Source organism: Enterococcus sp. DIV0840, from assembly GCF_050527835.1.
Lineage (GTDB): Bacteria > Bacillota > Bacilli > Lactobacillales > Enterococcaceae > Enterococcus_L > Enterococcus_L ureasiticus.
This window is the reverse complement of record NZ_CP172876.1, coordinates 1,117,175-1,134,496: the sequence shown is the minus strand read 5'-3', so window position 1 is coordinate 1,134,496 and position 17,322 is coordinate 1,117,175. Positions and strand designations below refer to the sequence as shown.

Sequence of the window (17,322 nt, the reverse complement as noted above, 5' to 3'; positions counted from 1 at the left end):
TATTTTTTTAATATCTGATTACAAAAATGTTTGTGCAATTTTGGTTTCAAACATCAAAAGAAATAACTTCTTATTCGTTTCAATTGTAAGCGGTAGCAAACTTTCATGCATCATAATTTTTCACAAACTTGTTAAAAAGTTTGTGCAAAACGAACAATCACTTGTTCTTTCACACAAACAATTTAATTTTTTCTGTTTTTATAGATCGCTAATGCTGCTTTCACAGCTTCACCTTTATTAATATCTGCACCATAATAATTAAGCGCACCTTCTAATGCTGATAACACGTGAAGAACATTAGATTTTCTACTGCTGTATCCCATATTTCCGATACGCCATACTTTTCCTTGAAGTGCACCAAAAGATGAAGCAATTTCTACACCAAACTCATCTAGCATAAGCGAACGAACTGCTTCGCCATCAATTCCTTTAGGAATCATGATCGGTGTAACGGTTGGCATTTTAGTTGTCAAATCACCATAAAAACCTAAGCCCATCGCTTTTATACCAGCAACGATTGCTTGATCATTTTGGGCATGTCGTGCATAGACATTGTCCATGCCTTCTTTGATCATCATTCTAAGGCCTTCATGCAGTCCATAGATCATGCTTGTCGCTTCAGTATGATGATTGATTCGTTCTTCACTCCAATAACGTTGTAGCTGGCTTAAATCAAGATAATTACTGCTGATATGATTTGCATTGCGAATATCTTTACTTAACCCTAATTCCTTTTGGTAACGACTAGTAAGAACTTTTTCCACTCGCTCATTATAAGTAATCAAAGATAAGCCTGAAGGAACACTCACACATTTTTGCGTTCCAGCAATTGCGATGTCAACTCCCCACGCATCTACTTCAAGAGGTACACCGCCATATGTTGCAACCATATCCACTGCAAAGAAAATATCATTTTCTTTACAGTGTTGACCAATTTTTTCCATTGATTGCATTTGGCCATTAGCTGTTTCACCATGAACCATGGCAACAATTTTCGGTTGAAATTTTTTAATTTCTTCAATTACTGTTTCTTGTTCAAATGGGGCATCCCATTCTTTTTCAAGATAATGAATCTCTGCTTTAGCACGTTCACATATTTCGCCTAAAAGATACGCAAACCGGCCATATACAGGAATCAACACTTTATCTCCTGGTTCGATCAATGCAATCAATGCTGCTTCTAAACCAGAACGAGATGTTCCATCTACAGCAAACGCTTGCTCATTTTTTGTGCCGAAAGGAATCTTGATCATCTCTTTCACTTCATCCATAATTTGTAAAAAGGCTGGATCAAATTGACCTAAAATAGAAGCAGACATCGCTCTTAATGCTACAGGATGAGCCTCAACTGGCCCTGGTGTCATGATGGTTCTGCTTGGTACTGATATTTCTGAAAACATAACTATTTCCTCTTTTCCGTTTTAATTTCATCCTACCCTTATATTCAAAAAAGTCATTGTCACTTTTGAATAAAAAAATAGAATTTTCAGTTATTATGTACAAAACTTTCTTGAATCTGCATACGCTATCATTTAGAATAGAGATATGCTAAGACATGCAACAATATTATGAATTGCTAATTTCTGATTAAGATTTATCGCAACTAAATATTTTACCTTATACTACCTAGCTTATCAGAAAAGAATAAAATAAGCTTGTGGAAAAATACAATATTTTCATATTTTGTATTTTTCTGTAGGAACTGAATGATCTCGCTACGCTTTTGTTTTGAAGCATACCATGAAATAGTTTTAATATTGATTGATACGTTGTCACCATATGCTATCTAGCTTCTCAAGCTAGTATCTCGGAAAAAGATAAAAATTGATTGCGGCCAAAACGCCCCTCAATTTTTCTTGTTTTTCTGTCGAAGCTGAACGAGCCTGTTCTGCTTTTAAATTTATCTAGCTGCACAAATCACTCCTTATGAAAAACAAGAAATCAACTGTGAAACAAAAAATGTTTCACTGCTAATTTTCTACAGGATTAACCGATTTGTGCTGCTTTTAATATTAGGAGGAAATCCATTGACTACTTTAGAAGATTTATTAAAAATACCAAGATTTTCCGATCTAAAATTATTAACGAATCCTACAAAAGCCAACACGATTGTTGAAAGTATCGAAATTTCTGAAACACCTGATGTGGCCAATTTTATTCCAAAAAAGATTTTCCTTTTAACAACTGCGATGGTTTATAAAGATAATCAAAAAGAGCTGATCACTTTGATCGATTCTCTAAAAGAACAAGAAGCCGCTGGAATCGGTATAAAAGTCGGACGTTTCATTGAAACCATTGATCCAGAGGTCGTCGCTTATGCTAATAAAATCAATTTTCCAGTCGTTCAAGTGTCCAGCACTCAACCTTTGGGCGCTGTATTGCATCAACTATTAAATTATTTATGGGATACTAAAACAGAACAATTAAGCTACGCCTTAGATATTCAAAAGCGCTTCTCTGATTTACTGATTCATGATGTGAGTATTGCACGATTTATCGCTGACTTTGGAAAAATGATCAATACTCCTGTGATTTTATTAAGTCCTTATCGTAAAGTAATCGCCCATTCAAAACACTTTACTCAGACTTCAAAACCGGCTGAGTATTATGTTGAACAACTTATTAATAAATACGATAATTGGAATGAAGATAGTCATGCCTCATTTATGATCAATGATCTAAATCAAGAGCCATTACAGATTGCAGGTTTTTCAGTTACTATGAATAGCTATTTTCCACATTATTTATTGATTTTAAATCCGCAACAAGTTCCTTATCCGATGTCTGAATTTGCAGTTGAACAGGCCTGTTTAGTTTTGTCATTTATGTTGTATAAAAATCAAAAAGTTCAGGAATCTCTGGACTTTCTTAAAAGTGATTTTTTAGGTCAACTAGTAGAATATCAGCAAACACCCCATCAATCTAGACGAGATTGGCTGGATCTAGGCGCAAATTATGGCTTAAAGAAAAGTACCCAGTATCAGGTTGTCTATGCCGTTTGCAGTCAAACAACAACAACAGCAACGAAAATCAAATATCAACAAGAAGAAAGTGATGTCGCTTTTCAATGGCTATTAGAAACTTTGCCACCTAGAATCAAGCATATCAGTATTTTTAAAGTAAAAAACACAAACCACTTGGCCATTTTGATCCAAAGCAGAGTAGAGGATTTAGAAAGAATTTTAAGTGAATTATCTTTGGAATTATCTGAAAAGCTTCCCATCACGTTGACTTTTGCTTTGGGAAATTTATATGAAACGATAGAACAAATCGCAAACTCCTTCATTGAAGCAAAAACAGCCTACGAAGAAATGCTAACAATGACTGACAATATGCTTACCCATCGCTATCATCCTAAAGGAATGAAAAGTTTATTCGAAAAAATGAGTCTGGAAGACATTCATTATTTCTGCGAGTCGACGCTAAAAGAGCTTGCCTATCCTGTTGAAGATTCATTTATTGAACTTCGTAAGACACTACAGTGTTATTTAAGTTTTCAATGTGAAATTTCAAAAACAGCCAAAGAAATGTACTTACATCGTAATACGATTAAATATAGAATCGACCACTGTGCTAAGTTACTTGGGAAAAGTATTCAAGATCCAACTAACAGTTTGAATTTACGTTTAGCCTTAGAGTTATCAGAACGATCAAATCAGCATCAATAAATAAAATAGAAGTTGAAAGAAACATGGACCGTTTCTTTCAACTTCTATTTTTATTGTTTATCCTGTGATTCTTGTTCCTGCTCTACCTAGTAAAGCTTGATCCGCTTCTTCTAAAGAACAAATGATCGCTGTTTTCCCTTGGGCCGCAAACCCAATAGCCGCTTCCATTTTCGGACCCATGCTACCATCAGCAAAATGGCCTTCGTCCATATATTGTTGTGCTTGTTTTACAGAAATTGTTTCTAATTTTTCTTGATTTTCTTTACCATAGTTGATATAAACATTGCTTACATCTGTCAACATCATGAAGACATTTGCATCAATTTGTTCAGCTAGTTTTTTACCTGTACGGTCTTTATCGATAACTGCTTCGATTCCTTTTAACAGACCATTTTGATCACGAACGACGGGAATTCCGCCACCTCCGCCTGCAATAACGATCGTATTACGGTTTAATAAATTAACGATCGCATCTACACCATGGATCGCTTTTGGTTGTGGAGAAGGGACAACGCGGCGGTAACCACGACCAGCATCTTCCATCATCACCCAATTCTTTTCTTGCTCCATTTGCTTTGCTTCTTCTTCTGTGTAAAAAATTCCGATTGGTTTGTTTGGATTGTTGAACGCTTCATCTTCAGCTGAAACTTCGGTTTGAGTTAATAACGTAATAACGTTACTCGTCAAGCCTTTTGTTTCCAATGAATTTTTCAAGCTTTGTTCTAACATGTACCCAATAAAACCTTGTGATTCCGCATTACATACATCTAAAGGAAACGGTGGAACCACATCTTTTGCTTCTTCATTTTGTCTTAGAATATTGCCTACTTGCGGACCATTCCCGTGAGTTAAAACGATTTCATAATCGATTTCTTCTATTTTTGCAACCAGCTCTGCACTGACTTCAACATTATCTAACTGTACCTCAAGTGTTGCTTCTTGGTTTGGTTTTAAAATTGCATTGCCTCCCAATGCGATCACGACACGATTTGCCATAAAAATCCTCCTTCATTTAGTACCTAGTAATTTGATTGTAGTTAATAAGCCTGCCAGTAAATCAACACCAGATGTGTGTCCTACCGAAATGACGCCATTAACTATTTTTTCAATTTTTTCTTCACTGCTGTTTGTCGCCAATGCTTCGATTAATTTAAGAACAGGTTCACTAAAATGCCCTGATAGTGCGCATAACAAATAATGCTTGCTGATATCTGTTGTCACGGACCGCTCTGCTAACAGTTCAGTAAGTAGTAAATTTGTTAAGATCGAACTTTCTTTATCCAATAGAAATCTTGCAGCCAGATGTCCAACAATCATGTCATCTCCTGACGGTGTTAATCCCATACCTCGACCTAAAAGAAAATTCAAACCTGATTTTTGTTGTGACTGGTCTTCAGAACACAGCGCAATAATCGCTTCTTTAAAAGGATTCATCCCTTCCAAAAACTGAGCTAAAGAATGCTGACTCCCTGTTTTTTTTACGAGTGAGTCTGAATATGAAAATAATTTTTTTTGACTTATTTCCATTAAGTTTCTCGTTGCTGTACCTACTAACGACGAATATAGTGTCCCATGTGTCAGTAATAGATGGTTTCTAGAAAAATGCAAACACTTTTGTTCCCATTTAATTTGTTCTCCAATTTCGATTGATGATAACACTTGTGAAAAATCATTGGCTTGTAAGTAAATACCATTCGGCATAAAAGGGTAGTTAGTGGTCGTCACGACCACTAACTGTTTTTTCCTCTCATCTTGAATATTGAAACTATTCTTATATTTGCTATGGACCTGCCATTTTTGTTCTTCAAAGTGATCTGCTAAAAGAAACTGATCAATAAAACAAGCATTAACAAACAATATCTTCACCTTTTATTCTGTAAAACCTAATTTTTTTGCATAGGCCAAAACTGCTTTTTCAAAGCAATCGATCGGTGGCGTTACTGTACCTGCTCCGATTTGACCTAAACCTGCTTTTTTATTTGCGATCCCTGTATTGATCACAGGAAGGATTCCTGTTTCTACAACTTTTCTCGCATCGATTCCTAAACAAATTCCTTTAAAGTCCCAAGTTGGAACTGGGAAATTAGGATTCGTATCAATACAAATTTCTGTCATTTCATTACTTGTATTCAACGCATCATAGAAACCACCTGAACCAACGAAACGGGTTACAGCTGGCGCTGCGATCATTGCCATACCGCCAACGCCAAATGTTTCAGTGATTGCACTATCACCCATATCAGGTGCAGCATCGGCTTCACTAAAGCCTGAGAAGTATAATCCTTGAGGTGTATTAACAGGACCTGTGAACCACTCATCACCCATTCCTGCAATACGAATACCGAACTCATAACCATTTCTACACATTGCAGTTACGATCGTTCCTTCTTGAATTTGTCTTGCGCCATCCATTACAGCTTTCGCTGAAGCCATCATGATATTTAGGAAGAATTGATCTGTATCCGCTAAGAATTGAACAACTTCTTCACGTTTCGTTTGGTTGATTTCAGTTAAACCAACAATGATTGGTGCCATTTCTTTTAAGAAAGCAAGTGATGCAGCAATATTACGTTGGTGGAATTCGTCTCCCATTGCAATTGCTTTAGCAACTAATACATTGATATTTAAACCGTCTTCTTTCGTTTTTAAGGCAGCACTTAAAACAGGTGCTAAAGTATCTCTCATCCATCTTAAACGATTGATTACTTCATCTGAATAAGCACCAAAACGTAATACTGCACCAATTCCTTCATTCATCGTACAGAAAGCGCGATTGCCATCGGTTTTATTTTCAACAACTAAAACGGCCATATTCGCTGATGTGATTCCACCCATTGGTCCAACTGCATTCACATGATGACATGGAATTAGTTTTACTTCGCCAGATTCTAGCATTTTTCTTGCTTCTTCTTCAGTTTCGCACCATTCTTCAAATAATGCAGCACCGACACAAGCCCCTTGGATCGGATCAACCATTTTATCATAAGTGATTGGAGGTCCTGCATGTAATAGGACTTTTCCGTCATTTAATTCTTCAATTACTGTTTTTGCTGGGACTACATCTAATAAGAAAGGAGAACCAGCAACGATTTTTGCTGCTACCGCTTGGTTTGCTTCATCGATTGTTTTATATGACATTTTGATTTTCCTCCGTTAAAAGCTGAATGAGCTGGATCAGCTCCGACTGAAAAATAGGAAAAATAGAATGTGGTGCTTTTTACCACAATCTATTTTTATCTATTTTCTGAGGAGCTAGCTCAGTAAGCTGGATAATTTATTTAGCTAATGCTACTTTATTTAAGAACTGTAATGCTTTTTGCAATGTGATATTTCCGCCTGCAACTGGTTGCCAATCATATTGAACCACTTTACCACCATGATTGATGATTGCTTCTGAGAAACTACGTAAGCCAACATTGATAAATCCTTGATTTGTCAATAATGCTAACATTGCTTCCGTTGGTTCAATCGCAACTGGAGTCACTGCCGGTGCAGCTTCGATTGCTTTATCAGTTTGAGTCAATGGATGATCTAAAATAGCCAAGGCTAAACGAACTGCTTGTGCGTTACTATCACAAAGGATCACACCAGCCTCTTTCATGATTGCTTCTTGCTCATGAATATTTTGCGGATCTTCGTCTGTTCCTACAATCGTACCAATCACAAATAACTCTCTACCATCAGCTGCCGCTTGGGCTTTGATTTCTTTGATTGTTGGTGCTAGTTCTTGCGCCATGTTGGCATGAGAACCATAACCTAATACAACATCTAAAAGAATGATTGCTGTTTCAGGATCTTTGCCGGCTTCTTCTAGCATTTCTTTGCGTTTTGTTGGATCGATCATTGGATGAGGTTTTCCTTGCGTGTAAACATCATCTCCTAAATCAATGATTTCATGTCCCTGGTTTTGTAAGATAAAGCCTTCTGGTGCATGTTCGTCACCTGTTAATGCTAAACCTTCTTTGATCAGCATTGCGGCTTCATAAGCCAGAGTTCCGCCAGAGTATAAACCTTTAACATATTTTTGCTCCGGTTTGAAAGAATGAGCAGGAACTGTTAAGGTTTCTTTCACTGCTGTGACCGCTTCTTTATTTAATAATTGAACAGCCGTTTGAGCTGCTTCTTCTAATGTATACGCACGATAAAGATTTTCTTCATGAGATGTTGGTTTTTCACCTAGGAAAATCGTTACAGCAGGTTTTGAGATACTTCTTAAAAGATTTAAGACTTCATCACGAACTTCTGGTGCAGGTGGTTTAGAAATAACAACAACCACTTCTGTATTAGGGTCTTTCTCCAATGTCATGATGCTATCTTTTAATGTAATTCCACCAATTTCAGCTTTTAAGTCACGTCCACCAGTACCGATTGCATTCGTTACGCCCCCGCCTAATTTGTGGATAATCGTAGTGACTTCTTGAATACCTGTTCCAGAAGCACCAACAACACCGATTTTCCCCTTACGAACAGCATTTGTAAATGCCACAGGAATACCATTGATGATACCAGTACCACAGTCAGGGCCCATTAAAAGAAGTCCTGCATCATGTGCTTTTTCTTTTAGACGTTTTTCATCTTCAATTGCGACATTATCACTAAAACAGAAGACATGTTTTCCTTCATCTAATGCTTTTTCAATTTCAAGTGCTGCATGTGTACCAGGAATAGAGAAAACGACTACGCCAGCATCTTTACCAAGCTCAAATGCTTTATCCCAAGTTTTTACGACCTCTTCACCTGATGTGTCGCCGCCACCTTTTGTTTGTTCTTCTAAAAATACATCGATTTCTGTTAATACTTGCTCAATTAATGAGTCATCTTCAATATCTAATACGATGACCATATCGTTTGAAGAAGCTTTTTCTAGTTCATCTGTATATAAACCACCTGTTTTGAAAATATCTTTATTGGCAGGTGTTCCCATCATAACTGAAACATTATGAACGCCATCGATGGTATTTAATTTGTTTGTTAATAACATCAATACGATAGAATCTTGATAGCTATTCGCTTTAATTATTGTATGCAGCATTGAAATTCCTCCGTTTGTTTAAAAGTGTAGTGGGCTCGTTCAGCTCTGACAGAAAATAGGAAAATATGTTTGTGACGCCTTTCGTCACAGGCAGATCTTATCTTTTTTCCGAAAATCTTCAATCCTTGGAGCTTCAGCTCTTAGTAATTGATGCGATCGAAGCAGAGCATAGTGCTAGCCCACGTAGCTAGAAAATTTATTTTACAGAATATTATTCTGCAAACTTATTTTTATGATCATAACGATCGTAATGAATATCATCACTTACTAAATATTCGTAGATATCATCCACGATTTCAATTCCATTTTCTTCATAATTTTTTTCACGTGCACGTCCCCGTTCTCCAGGATAATTGACTTCTGTAAAACCAGGACTAGGGCTAATTTCTTTCAGCTCATCCAACATCGTTGAGATATTCTTTTTGAACGTATCTAAACCAATGAAAAAATCTGGATTGATCACGATATGAAGCTGACCTAATTCACGACCTTTAGATAAATCATGATACATGGAAGAAACGTGTTTGCCAAATGGCACGCCTAGTAAAATACCAGATAAGATATCTACCATCATCATTAAGCCATAGCCTTTAGGTCCGGCAATCGGCAACAGCGCATTAACAGCTGTAGAATCCGTTGTCGGATTTCCCTGCGCATCTACCGCCCAAGTAGCTGGAATGGCTTCTTTTTTAGAGCGGGCATGAAGGATCTTGCCCCAGGCCTGAACCGTTGTCGCCATATCGAACGTGATGACACGCTCGTCATTACTAGGTGCAGCAAAGGCAATCGGATTTGTTCCAAAGTAAGGTTCACTTCCTCCGAATGGTACAACCATTGGATCAGATTGGCAAACAGAAAGTGCTACCATATCTTGTTCTGCAGCTCTTTCTACATAATAAGCAAGCGCTCCGCTATGAGAGATATTACGGACTCCAACAACAGCTACACCATTTTTCTTTGCCATCTCAATGGCCAAATCCATTGCTTTTTCAGCTGCAACAAAGCCAGAACCATTATCCCCTTCAAACATACCACAGCTAGGAGCTGTTTGTTTAAAAGAAAAAGTAGGATCATTTGTGATTCCGCCTTTAGCAATTCTTTCTGAGTAATATTCTACACGCATCGCACCGTGAGAATGAATTCCTCTAGCATCTGCAAACGTTAAAACATCACTTACGATTCCTGCATGCTCTTCTGATAAGCCAGCTTTTTGTATCTTATTTTTGATTAATTGATGTAAATCCGTTTTTTTTACTCTCATTTTAAAACGCCTCCCTTTATTTAAGTTTTTACTAAACCAACATACATATAATGAACAACCTTCAATTTTTCAACATTTAAGTTAGATTTATTTCTTCTCACCAAAAGCATTTGTATTTTCATAGCGATCATAGTGAAGTGTATCGCTCTTTAAATAATCATAAATATCTTTTACGATATCAATACCCTCTGCCATTGATTTTTCATAGTTGATTTGATTGATTTCACCAGGATAATAGACTTGCTCAAATCCATCTGCTGCCGGAATCTCGTGTAGCTCTTCCACCATACCATTCACTGATTCTTTGAACATGTCTAAATCTGTGAAACGTTTTGGATCGATCAAAATATACATTTGACCAACATTACGTCCTTTGCTTATATCGTCATACATAGAAGAAACGTGTTTGCCAAATGGTAATCCTAAAAGCATGCCAGATAAGATGTCTACCATCATCATCAAGCCGTAGCCCTTTGGTCCAGCAATTGGTAATAATCCATTGACTTTATGAGGATCAGTTGTTGGTTTACCGTCTTTATCAACTGCCCAAGTATCTGGGATATCTTTATTTTTAGAACGAGCATCCAAAACTTTCCCCCAAGCTTGAACCGTAGTTGCCATGTCAAAAACGACTGGTTCGTGATCTTTTCTTGGTGCTGCAAAAGCAATTGGATTTGTACCGAAATAGTTTTCTTTTCCGCCAAATGGTACAACCATTGGATCTGATTGACACATTGCAATTGCGATCAAATCTTGCTGAGCTGCTTTTTTAACATAGTAAGATAGCGCTCCGCTATGGCTGATTTTAGAAATTCCAACTGCTGCAACTCCCGATTTTTTCGCCATATCAATGGCATATCCAAGTCCAACATCCGCAACAAATTGACCTGCACCATTTTTACCGTGAACGATGCCCGAACTTGGTCCTGTTTCTTCAAATTCTATTTTTGGATCAAGCGTCACGCCGCCTTTATCGATTTGTTCCGCATAATACTCTACTCTCACGGCTCCATGTGAGTGGATGCCGCATGCATCTGCAAATACCAAATGTGTCGCCACTTCATCTGCATGTTCTGGTTTTAAACCAGCTGTTGTCAATTTTTTTTCGATCAAATCATGCAATTCTTCTGGTTTCACTACAACAGTTTCATTCATCCTTAAACTTCCTCTTCAAATTAAATTTCTGGATCTCGATTGCAATCTTTTGAATAAACGTACATTAAAGGTTCATCACGTCCCACCGCGTACGCTGCTTGTTGCACATATGAACTCATAAAGATGTAATCACCTTTTTCTACAGGCATCCATTCATTATCTAAGTTATACATTCCTTGTCCAGAAAGTAGGTAAGCACCGTGTTCTTGATAATGCGTTTCAATATAACCATGACTTGCTCCTGGTTCAAATGAAAGGATGTGGAAGTTCATATCAAAACCTAAATCTTTTGGTAAAAAGTCCCATAAAAGAACATCTTTCATTCCTTCATATTCGATTGGTTCCATATCATTGACATTACCGACTACTTTATGTGCTTCATAGCCTTCTAATGGTTGATAACGTTTTTTGTATAGGAAAATTTCAGTATCCGCATCTTGTCCATTTTCCAAATACATCAATGTACTTGCAGGAAGATAAGCATATCCACCTTTTGTTAGTTCATGCGTATCCGTACCATCATTGACTTTTAAAACGCCATCGATCACGTAAACAAGCGTTTCAACGCCTTCTCCACCAAAACCTCGTTGGTTTTTACCATCTTTGTGCATCGTGATAATATAATCGACAAAATTCGCACCTAATTGTTTAGAACCTAAAATTGAGCAATCACAATTTTCAAAACCTGGAATTACATTATTTACTAACCCATCATGAGGAATCAATGCGTAATTATTTTTTTTGATCACGGCTCTAGATGATAATAAACCATCTAGATAACCTGTTTGATTATTTTTATAACCCATTTTTATTTTTCCTACTTTCTTTTATTTATAAGCCAATTCGTATAATGTGCTAGCTAGAACTTTGACACCGTTGACTAAATCATCGATATCTGTTGCTTCGGCTGGATTATGACTGATACCATTGATACTTGGTACAAAAATCATTGCTGTTGGGAAGTTTGGTGCGATGATTTGAGAATCATGTCCAGCTCCACTATGCATAACTTTGTATTTCATATTTTCAGCTTTAGCTGCCGTCTCGATTGCTGTAACGATCTCTTCATTCATTGGAACTGGTGCTTCGTCCATCCATAAATCGATATCGATCTCTAAACCATGTTTCGCTGCAATATCTCTCATCAATTGTTCGATTTCTTGTGTAAATGCGTGAAGCTCACCGCTATCTGTATGGCGGCAATCCATTGTAAATAGCACTTCTCCTGGAACAACGTTAACTGTATTAGGTTTTGGTTCGACTTTACCAAACGTTAACACAAGAGGATCGCCGACTTCTAATGCACGATCAATGGCTTCAGAACAAATTTTAGCAAAACCATAAACGGCATCTTTACGATAGCCCATCGGAGTTGTTCCCGCATGGTTTGCTTCACCTTTTAAGACAATCGTATAACGTCTTTGTCCAGCGATATTATTTACAACACCAATTTGTAATTGTTCTTTTTCTAGCACTGTTCCTTGTTCGATGTGGATTTCTACAAACGCTTTGATATCATCTCTCGCAGCTTTATTTTCATCTCTAAAGTCAAAACCATGGCGTTGCATTTCTTCAACGAATTTCAAACCTTCAAAGTCAGCGATTTCAATAACATCTTCTTTTTTCGCTTCACCAACAAAGTTCTTACTACCCCAGAACACTGTAGGAAAACGGCTACCTTCTTCTTCAGCCATTGAAATAACTTCTAATGAACGTTTTGGTTTGCCATGTGTTTCAAGTAAATACTGGATTGCAACATATGCTGCAATAACGCCGAATTGACCATCTAAGTTTCCGCCGTTAACAACAGTATCAATGTGAGAACCAGATAAAATTGTTTCTTCTGGATGTTCAGTTCCTTCTACTCTACCAAAGAGGTTACCGATCTCATCAAATGAAGCAGTCATACCGATTGCTTCTAATTTTTCTTTTACAGATTTTTGCGCTTCCAACCAAGAATCAGAATATAATAAACGCGTCATCCCACCGGTTGGGTCGTTGCCAATACTTGATAAGTGATCGATATTTTCTTGTAAAACTTTTTTTAAATCCATTTGATACATCTCCCTCTTTTATTATCATAACCATTGTAAGCGGTTGCCGACTTTCATACACTATCCACATTTCACAAATTAACTCCTATCTTTGTGCGCATTAAACATAATGGCTGGCAGTATTTGAGTTAAAATAGAAATAAGTTAGTGAAATTATTTATATTCATAGGCTAATCTTTGAAAAAAAGATAGAATAGTAGTATGACTTTAAAGAGCCAAATTCATATTTTTCTGCCAAGCTTGAAAGGAACATTGCTTGTTGATATTGAAAAGTACACGCTGTTCCATTATCACCTATTTAAGATTAGGAGGACTTTTTATGATAAAACAAACATTTCTTTACAATAATCTGGATGATATAGATTTATCCATGACATTTTACTCAAAACAAAATGATACTTCTACTAAAGCCACACTCATTTACTTTCATGGTGGCGGACTTCTCTACGGAACTAGAGATGATTTGCCAGAAACTTATTGCGAGCTCCTAACCGAAAATGGTTATAACTTGTTGACTGTTGATTATCCTTTGGCACCTGAAGTCAAACTTCCTACTATTGTTACTTGCTTAAAAGAAGCAATTGATTGGTTCTTGAAAAATCACAAAACGATTTTGGGTCTAGAAAATTCGAATTACTTCCTTTTTGGCCGTTCTGCTGGTGGTTTTCTTACCTATTTATTATCTGCTCGTCATCGTTTCGAAGAGCAAAAAGGGCTGATCAGTTTTTATGGTTATTATGATTTGACTAATCCTTCTTTCAGCCAGCCTAACAGTTATTATAATCGATTTCCTAAGACTGCGCCTTTAGCTGCTCAAGCTTTGATCCAATCTAGACCTATCGCTGAAGTCTCTATTAATGAGCGCTTTTCACTTTATTTATCTGGTCGCCAATTTGGTAATTGGTTGAGTTATCTAGTCAATACGCCAAGTGAAAAAGAAGATTTTAGTCTAACAGAAACAGAACTTACTGAGCTTCCGCCTACATTTCTAGCTCATAGCTCAGCTGATCAAGATGTGCCAGTTGAAGCATCACGTATTGCCAGTAATAAAATCCTAAATGTTACGTATGAAGAAGTTGAAAATCTCCCTCATGATTTTGATGGTGATATTACTAAAAGTGAAGGGCTTCAAGTTTATCAAGCTCTGATTGCATGGCTTGATAAAACATTAACTTCTACTTGATTTTACCATAGTCCTGCTCTTCTTATATAATATAGTAAAAAAAGACATTCCCGATTACTCAGGAATGTCTTTTAAAATTGCTTTTTATTTTTCAGTTGCAGTTTCAGTAATCACTTCTACTGCACGTTTCATGCGGATATCATGTTTTAACATGTCTTCTGTTAAGACTTTTTTAACTTGATCGATCGGCATATTGTATTGTTCAGATAACTCTTTGATTTCATTGTCCATATCTTCTTGAGATACTTCAATGTTTTCAGCTTTAGCGATTTCTTCGATCACAAGATTTGTTTTCGTACGAACTTCTGCTTCTGCTTCAAATTGTTTGTGCAAGTCAGCTTCTGTTGTTCCAGTTAATTGATAGTACATATCTGGAGCGATTCCTTGACGTTGCATGTTGTTTAAGAATTCATCCATTGAACGGTGAACTTCGTCATGTACCATTACATGTGGAAGATCAACGATTTCTGCATTATCAACAGCTTGACGGATCGCAGCTTCGTCTTTTGCTTCTGTTGCAGCAGTTTCTTTCGCTTCTGTTAATTCTTTACGGTATTTTTCTTTTAATTCGTCTAATGATTCTACTGAATCGTCAACGTCTTTTGCAAATTCATCATCTAAAGTTGGTAATTCTTTTGCTTTCACTTCGTGAACTTTCACTTGGAAAACAGCTTCTTTACCAGCTAAATCTTCTGCTTGGTAATCTTCTGGGAATGTTACTTTTACTTCAACATCTTCTCCAGCTTTTTTACCAACTAATTGTTCTTCAAAGCCAGGGATGAAAGAGTTAGAACCTAATTCAAGAGAATAGTTTTCACCTTTTCCGCCTTCAAAAGCTTCTCCGTCTTTGAATCCTTCAAAGTCGATTACGACAGTATCGCCATCAACAGCTGCTTCGTCTTCTTTGATCACTAATTCAGCTTGCGCTTCTAATTCACTTTGGATGCGTGCATCTACGTCTTCGTCTGTTACTTCACGGTCTTGTTTTTCAACTGTTAAGTTTTTGTATTCGCCTAATTTAACTTCAGGTTTTACAGTCACTTCAGCCGTCACAACCCAATCTTCACCTTTAAACATGCTTTCAACATCAATTTTAGGTTGCGCTACAGGATCGATTCCAGCTTCTTTAACAGCGGCTTCATATACTTCTGGTAAAACTGCGTTCAAAGCATCTTCATACAATGCTTCTTCGCCGTACATACGGTTGAATACCTGACGTGACACTTTTCCTTTACGGAATCCTGGTACGTTAAGATTTTTTTTGACTTTATCGAATGCTTGTTTCAAGCCTTTTTCAATTAGAGTTTGATCAACTGAAAAAGTTAACACACCATCATTGGTGCCTTTTTTTTCAAATTTCGCAGACATTTGTTTCCCTCCGAATAACTTAATTTTATACATGAATTTATGCTATGCATACCTTTAAATAGTACACTATAGCTTGGTAAATGTAAACATTTTAGGTGAGAAGAATGTGAAGAAAGGAAAGTTTTCTTTGATCTGCTTTGAAATTTATTATTTCAGCTACATAAAATAGCTCGCTTAGTTGTTAAAGTAACGAAAGAGCTTCTTTCCCTCCATTACAACCATTATTAATTAAACAACGTATCATGTAGTTTTTTAGCATAGCCATCCGTCATATTACAGACAAAATCAACTGCCATCTTCAAGCGGTAATACTCTTTATCTGATTCTGAACAGCCTTCTGTTTCTCTCTTGTACAACTCTTCTGCGCTTCTAGGTAAGTTGTTGAATAATCGTTCTTCATATTTGTTCATCGGTTCTTTATCATATTTCAAGACAACAGGGACAAATTCATCTAATAGTCGATTGATAATGTTAAACCCCAGAACTTCTTGATCTAATATAGTCTTTGTCTGAAAAATATGTTCATAAGAGAATTCTTTTAACGCATGAAAACATTTTACTTCATCACACTCTTCATTAATGATTTCTTCATGAAAATTTCCAGACATGATCTCATCGTAATGATCTACAAATGTTTTGCTGGCACTTTGATAGACTTTCTTTTGTGTTTCCCTTAGAAACTCTTGAATTGCTGCTGCTTGTGAACCAACATTTACTAAAAATTTATTTGTTCCAGTTTTCTCATCAATAAATGATTTTAATTTTCTATAGCTATATAAACCATAATTATAAGCATCTTCAATATCTGAAAAGGTATAAGCAATATCATCTGCTGCTTCAAGCAAAAATACCAACGGATGGCGATTCCCTGTTGTGCCAGTAACAAACTTGATATTTTTAAATACTTTTTCTTCAGAATAGAAGTAACCAACCTTCTTCATCAATACGTTCTTCTTATCTACCTGATCTGCACCAGCAGTATACTTTATAACCGCATCTAATGTTGAAGCTGTGAGATTCATTCCAGTTTCTGAGGAGCCATTATCATTATGAAGCTTAGTTAATAAACGAATCGTTTGGGCATTCCCTTCAAATCTTAAAAAATCTTCTTTTTGTTGCGTTGTGAAAGAAGACCAACAAGGAAGTGATGCACCTTTTTTACTGAACCAAATCCGAATCGCTTCTTCTCCAAAATGACCAAAGGGAGGATTTCCAATATCATGAATCAGAGCTGCAGTTTCCAACAATCGGAAACTTTCATTTAATTCCTCAACTCTAATTCCTTTATTATTCAATTTACTAATGACGCCTAGTAGTAAGTCTCTTGTATGCATTGCAACTTCCAAACTATGAGTCAGGCGAGTACGAACAAAATCATTGCGCTCTAAAGGAAAGACTTGCGTCTTATCCTGCAATCTTCTAAAAGAATCACTCTTAATCACTCGACGATAATCACTGTTAAAAGCAGCACTTAGTTCTAAAAGGTATTTTTTATGTGTTAATTTATCATTTGGCCAAACTTTATCGCTTTTTAAAGAAATTCTGAATGTTCCTACCAATCGATTCCAATGCATCATTTAGACAGCCTCCAATTTTTAGTT

Annotated in this window: 13 protein-coding genes; 2 read left to right on the top strand and 11 right to left on the bottom strand. The window is 36.6% G+C overall.

Features of this window, described 5'->3' with window-relative positions:
• Nucleotides 1-182: 182 nt before the first annotated feature.
• Nucleotides 183-1,400: a pyridoxal-phosphate-dependent aminotransferase family protein gene (locus tag IGL98_RS05350; RefSeq protein ID WP_206843769.1), complete on the bottom strand. Its 1,218-nt coding sequence runs from the start codon at nt 1,398-1,400 to the stop codon at nt 183-185.
• Between the two features lie 627 nt (nt 1,401-2,027).
• Between IGL98_RS05350 and IGL98_RS05345 the strand changes: the two genes are divergently transcribed.
• Complete coding sequence (locus IGL98_RS05345; protein ID WP_206843767.1) at nt 2,028-3,668, top strand: PucR family transcriptional regulator; 1,641 nt, start codon at nt 2,028-2,030, stop codon at nt 3,666-3,668.
• 57 nt (nt 3,669-3,725) lie between these two features.
• On the opposite strand, the gene arcC is transcribed toward IGL98_RS05345, so the two are convergent.
• The 8 genes from arcC to allC all read right to left on the bottom strand — a co-directional run bounded on the left by arcC (nt 3,726) and on the right by allC (nt 13,170).
• A complete protein-coding gene (gene arcC / locus IGL98_RS05340) occupies nt 3,726-4,664 on the bottom strand; it encodes a carbamate kinase (RefSeq protein ID WP_206911439.1) in 939 nt (312 codons plus the stop codon).
• 12 nt (nt 4,665-4,676) lie between these two features.
• Entirely contained in the window at nt 4,677-5,534 is an 858-nt protein-coding gene (locus IGL98_RS05335) for a DUF2877 domain-containing protein (protein WP_339099610.1), read from the bottom strand.
• A gap of 3 nt (nt 5,535-5,537) precedes the next feature.
• A complete protein-coding gene (locus IGL98_RS05330) occupies nt 5,538-6,806 on the bottom strand; it encodes a DUF1116 domain-containing protein (RefSeq protein WP_206911438.1) in 1,269 nt (422 codons plus the stop codon).
• A gap of 136 nt (nt 6,807-6,942) precedes the next feature.
• Entirely contained in the window at nt 6,943-8,700 is a 1,758-nt protein-coding gene (gene fdrA, locus IGL98_RS05325) for an acyl-CoA synthetase FdrA (RefSeq protein ID WP_069645355.1), read from the bottom strand.
• Nucleotides 8,701-8,911: 211 nt separating this feature from the next.
• Complete coding sequence (gene allD / locus IGL98_RS05320) at nt 8,912-9,961, bottom strand: ureidoglycolate dehydrogenase (RefSeq protein WP_206843638.1); 1,050 nt, start codon at nt 9,959-9,961, stop codon at nt 8,912-8,914.
• An 87-nt stretch (nt 9,962-10,048) separates the two neighbouring features.
• On the bottom strand, nt 10,049-11,116 hold the full coding sequence (gene allD, locus IGL98_RS05315) for an ureidoglycolate dehydrogenase (protein WP_206843639.1): 1,068 nt from the start codon (nt 11,114-11,116) through the stop codon (nt 10,049-10,051).
• A 20-nt stretch (nt 11,117-11,136) separates the two neighbouring features.
• Nucleotides 11,137-11,922, bottom strand: coding sequence for a (S)-ureidoglycine aminohydrolase (allE, locus tag IGL98_RS05310; protein WP_206843640.1), 786 nt, complete (start codon nt 11,920-11,922; stop codon nt 11,137-11,139).
• 21 nt (nt 11,923-11,943) lie between these two features.
• Nucleotides 11,944-13,170 (bottom strand): allantoate deiminase, encoded by a 1,227-nt coding sequence (gene allC / locus IGL98_RS05305; protein ID WP_206911437.1) that lies wholly within the window; start codon nt 13,168-13,170, stop codon nt 11,944-11,946.
• Nucleotides 13,171-13,489: 319 nt separating this feature from the next.
• Here allC and IGL98_RS05300 point away from each other — a divergent pair, with 319 nt between their 5' ends.
• Nucleotides 13,490-14,353 (top strand): alpha/beta hydrolase, encoded by an 864-nt coding sequence (locus IGL98_RS05300; protein WP_206843643.1) that lies wholly within the window; start codon nt 13,490-13,492, stop codon nt 14,351-14,353.
• An 84-nt stretch (nt 14,354-14,437) separates the two neighbouring features.
• On the opposite strand, the gene tig is transcribed toward IGL98_RS05300, so the two are convergent.
• Together tig and IGL98_RS05290 are read right to left on the bottom strand one after the other, a co-directional pair.
• Nucleotides 14,438-15,721 carry a trigger factor gene (gene tig, locus IGL98_RS05295; RefSeq protein WP_206911436.1) on the bottom strand — a complete coding sequence of 428 codons (1,284 nt, stop codon included), beginning with the start codon at nt 15,719-15,721 and terminating at the stop codon, nt 14,438-14,440.
• 224 nt (nt 15,722-15,945) lie between these two features.
• Nucleotides 15,946-17,298: a deoxyguanosinetriphosphate triphosphohydrolase gene (locus IGL98_RS05290; RefSeq protein WP_206843645.1), complete on the bottom strand. Its 1,353-nt coding sequence runs from the start codon at nt 17,296-17,298 to the stop codon at nt 15,946-15,948.
• Nucleotides 17,299-17,322: the final 24 nt, after the last annotated feature.

Excerpts from the sequence above, each read along its gene's own strand:
- allE (WP_206843640.1), bottom strand. The coding sequence starts at position 11,922 with ATGGGTTATAAAAATAATCAAACAGGTTATCTAGATGGTTTATTATCA.
- allD (WP_206843638.1), bottom strand. The coding sequence starts at position 9,961 with ATGAGAGTAAAAAAAACGGATTTACATCAATTAATCAAAAATAAGATA.
- IGL98_RS05290 (WP_206843645.1), bottom strand. The coding sequence starts at position 17,298 with ATGATGCATTGGAATCGATTGGTAGGAACATTCAGAATTTCTTTAAAA.
- tig (WP_206911436.1), bottom strand. The coding sequence starts at position 15,721 with ATGTCTGCGAAATTTGAAAAAAAAGGCACCAATGATGGTGTGTTAACT.
- arcC (WP_206911439.1), bottom strand. The coding sequence starts at position 4,664 with ATGGCAAATCGTGTCGTGATCGCATTGGGAGGCAATGCAATTTTAAAA.
- IGL98_RS05350 (WP_206843769.1), bottom strand. The coding sequence starts at position 1,400 with ATGTTTTCAGAAATATCAGTACCAAGCAGAACCATCATGACACCAGGG.
- allD (WP_206843639.1), bottom strand. The coding sequence starts at position 11,116 with ATGAATGAAACTGTTGTAGTGAAACCAGAAGAATTGCATGATTTGATC.
- allC (WP_206911437.1), bottom strand. The coding sequence starts at position 13,170 with ATGGATTTAAAAAAAGTTTTACAAGAAAATATCGATCACTTATCAAGT.
- IGL98_RS05300 (WP_206843643.1), top strand. The coding sequence starts at position 13,490 with ATGATAAAACAAACATTTCTTTACAATAATCTGGATGATATAGATTTA.
- IGL98_RS05330 (WP_206911438.1), bottom strand. The coding sequence starts at position 6,806 with ATGTCATATAAAACAATCGATGAAGCAAACCAAGCGGTAGCAGCAAAA.
- fdrA (WP_069645355.1), bottom strand. The coding sequence starts at position 8,700 with ATGCTGCATACAATAATTAAAGCGAATAGCTATCAAGATTCTATCGTA.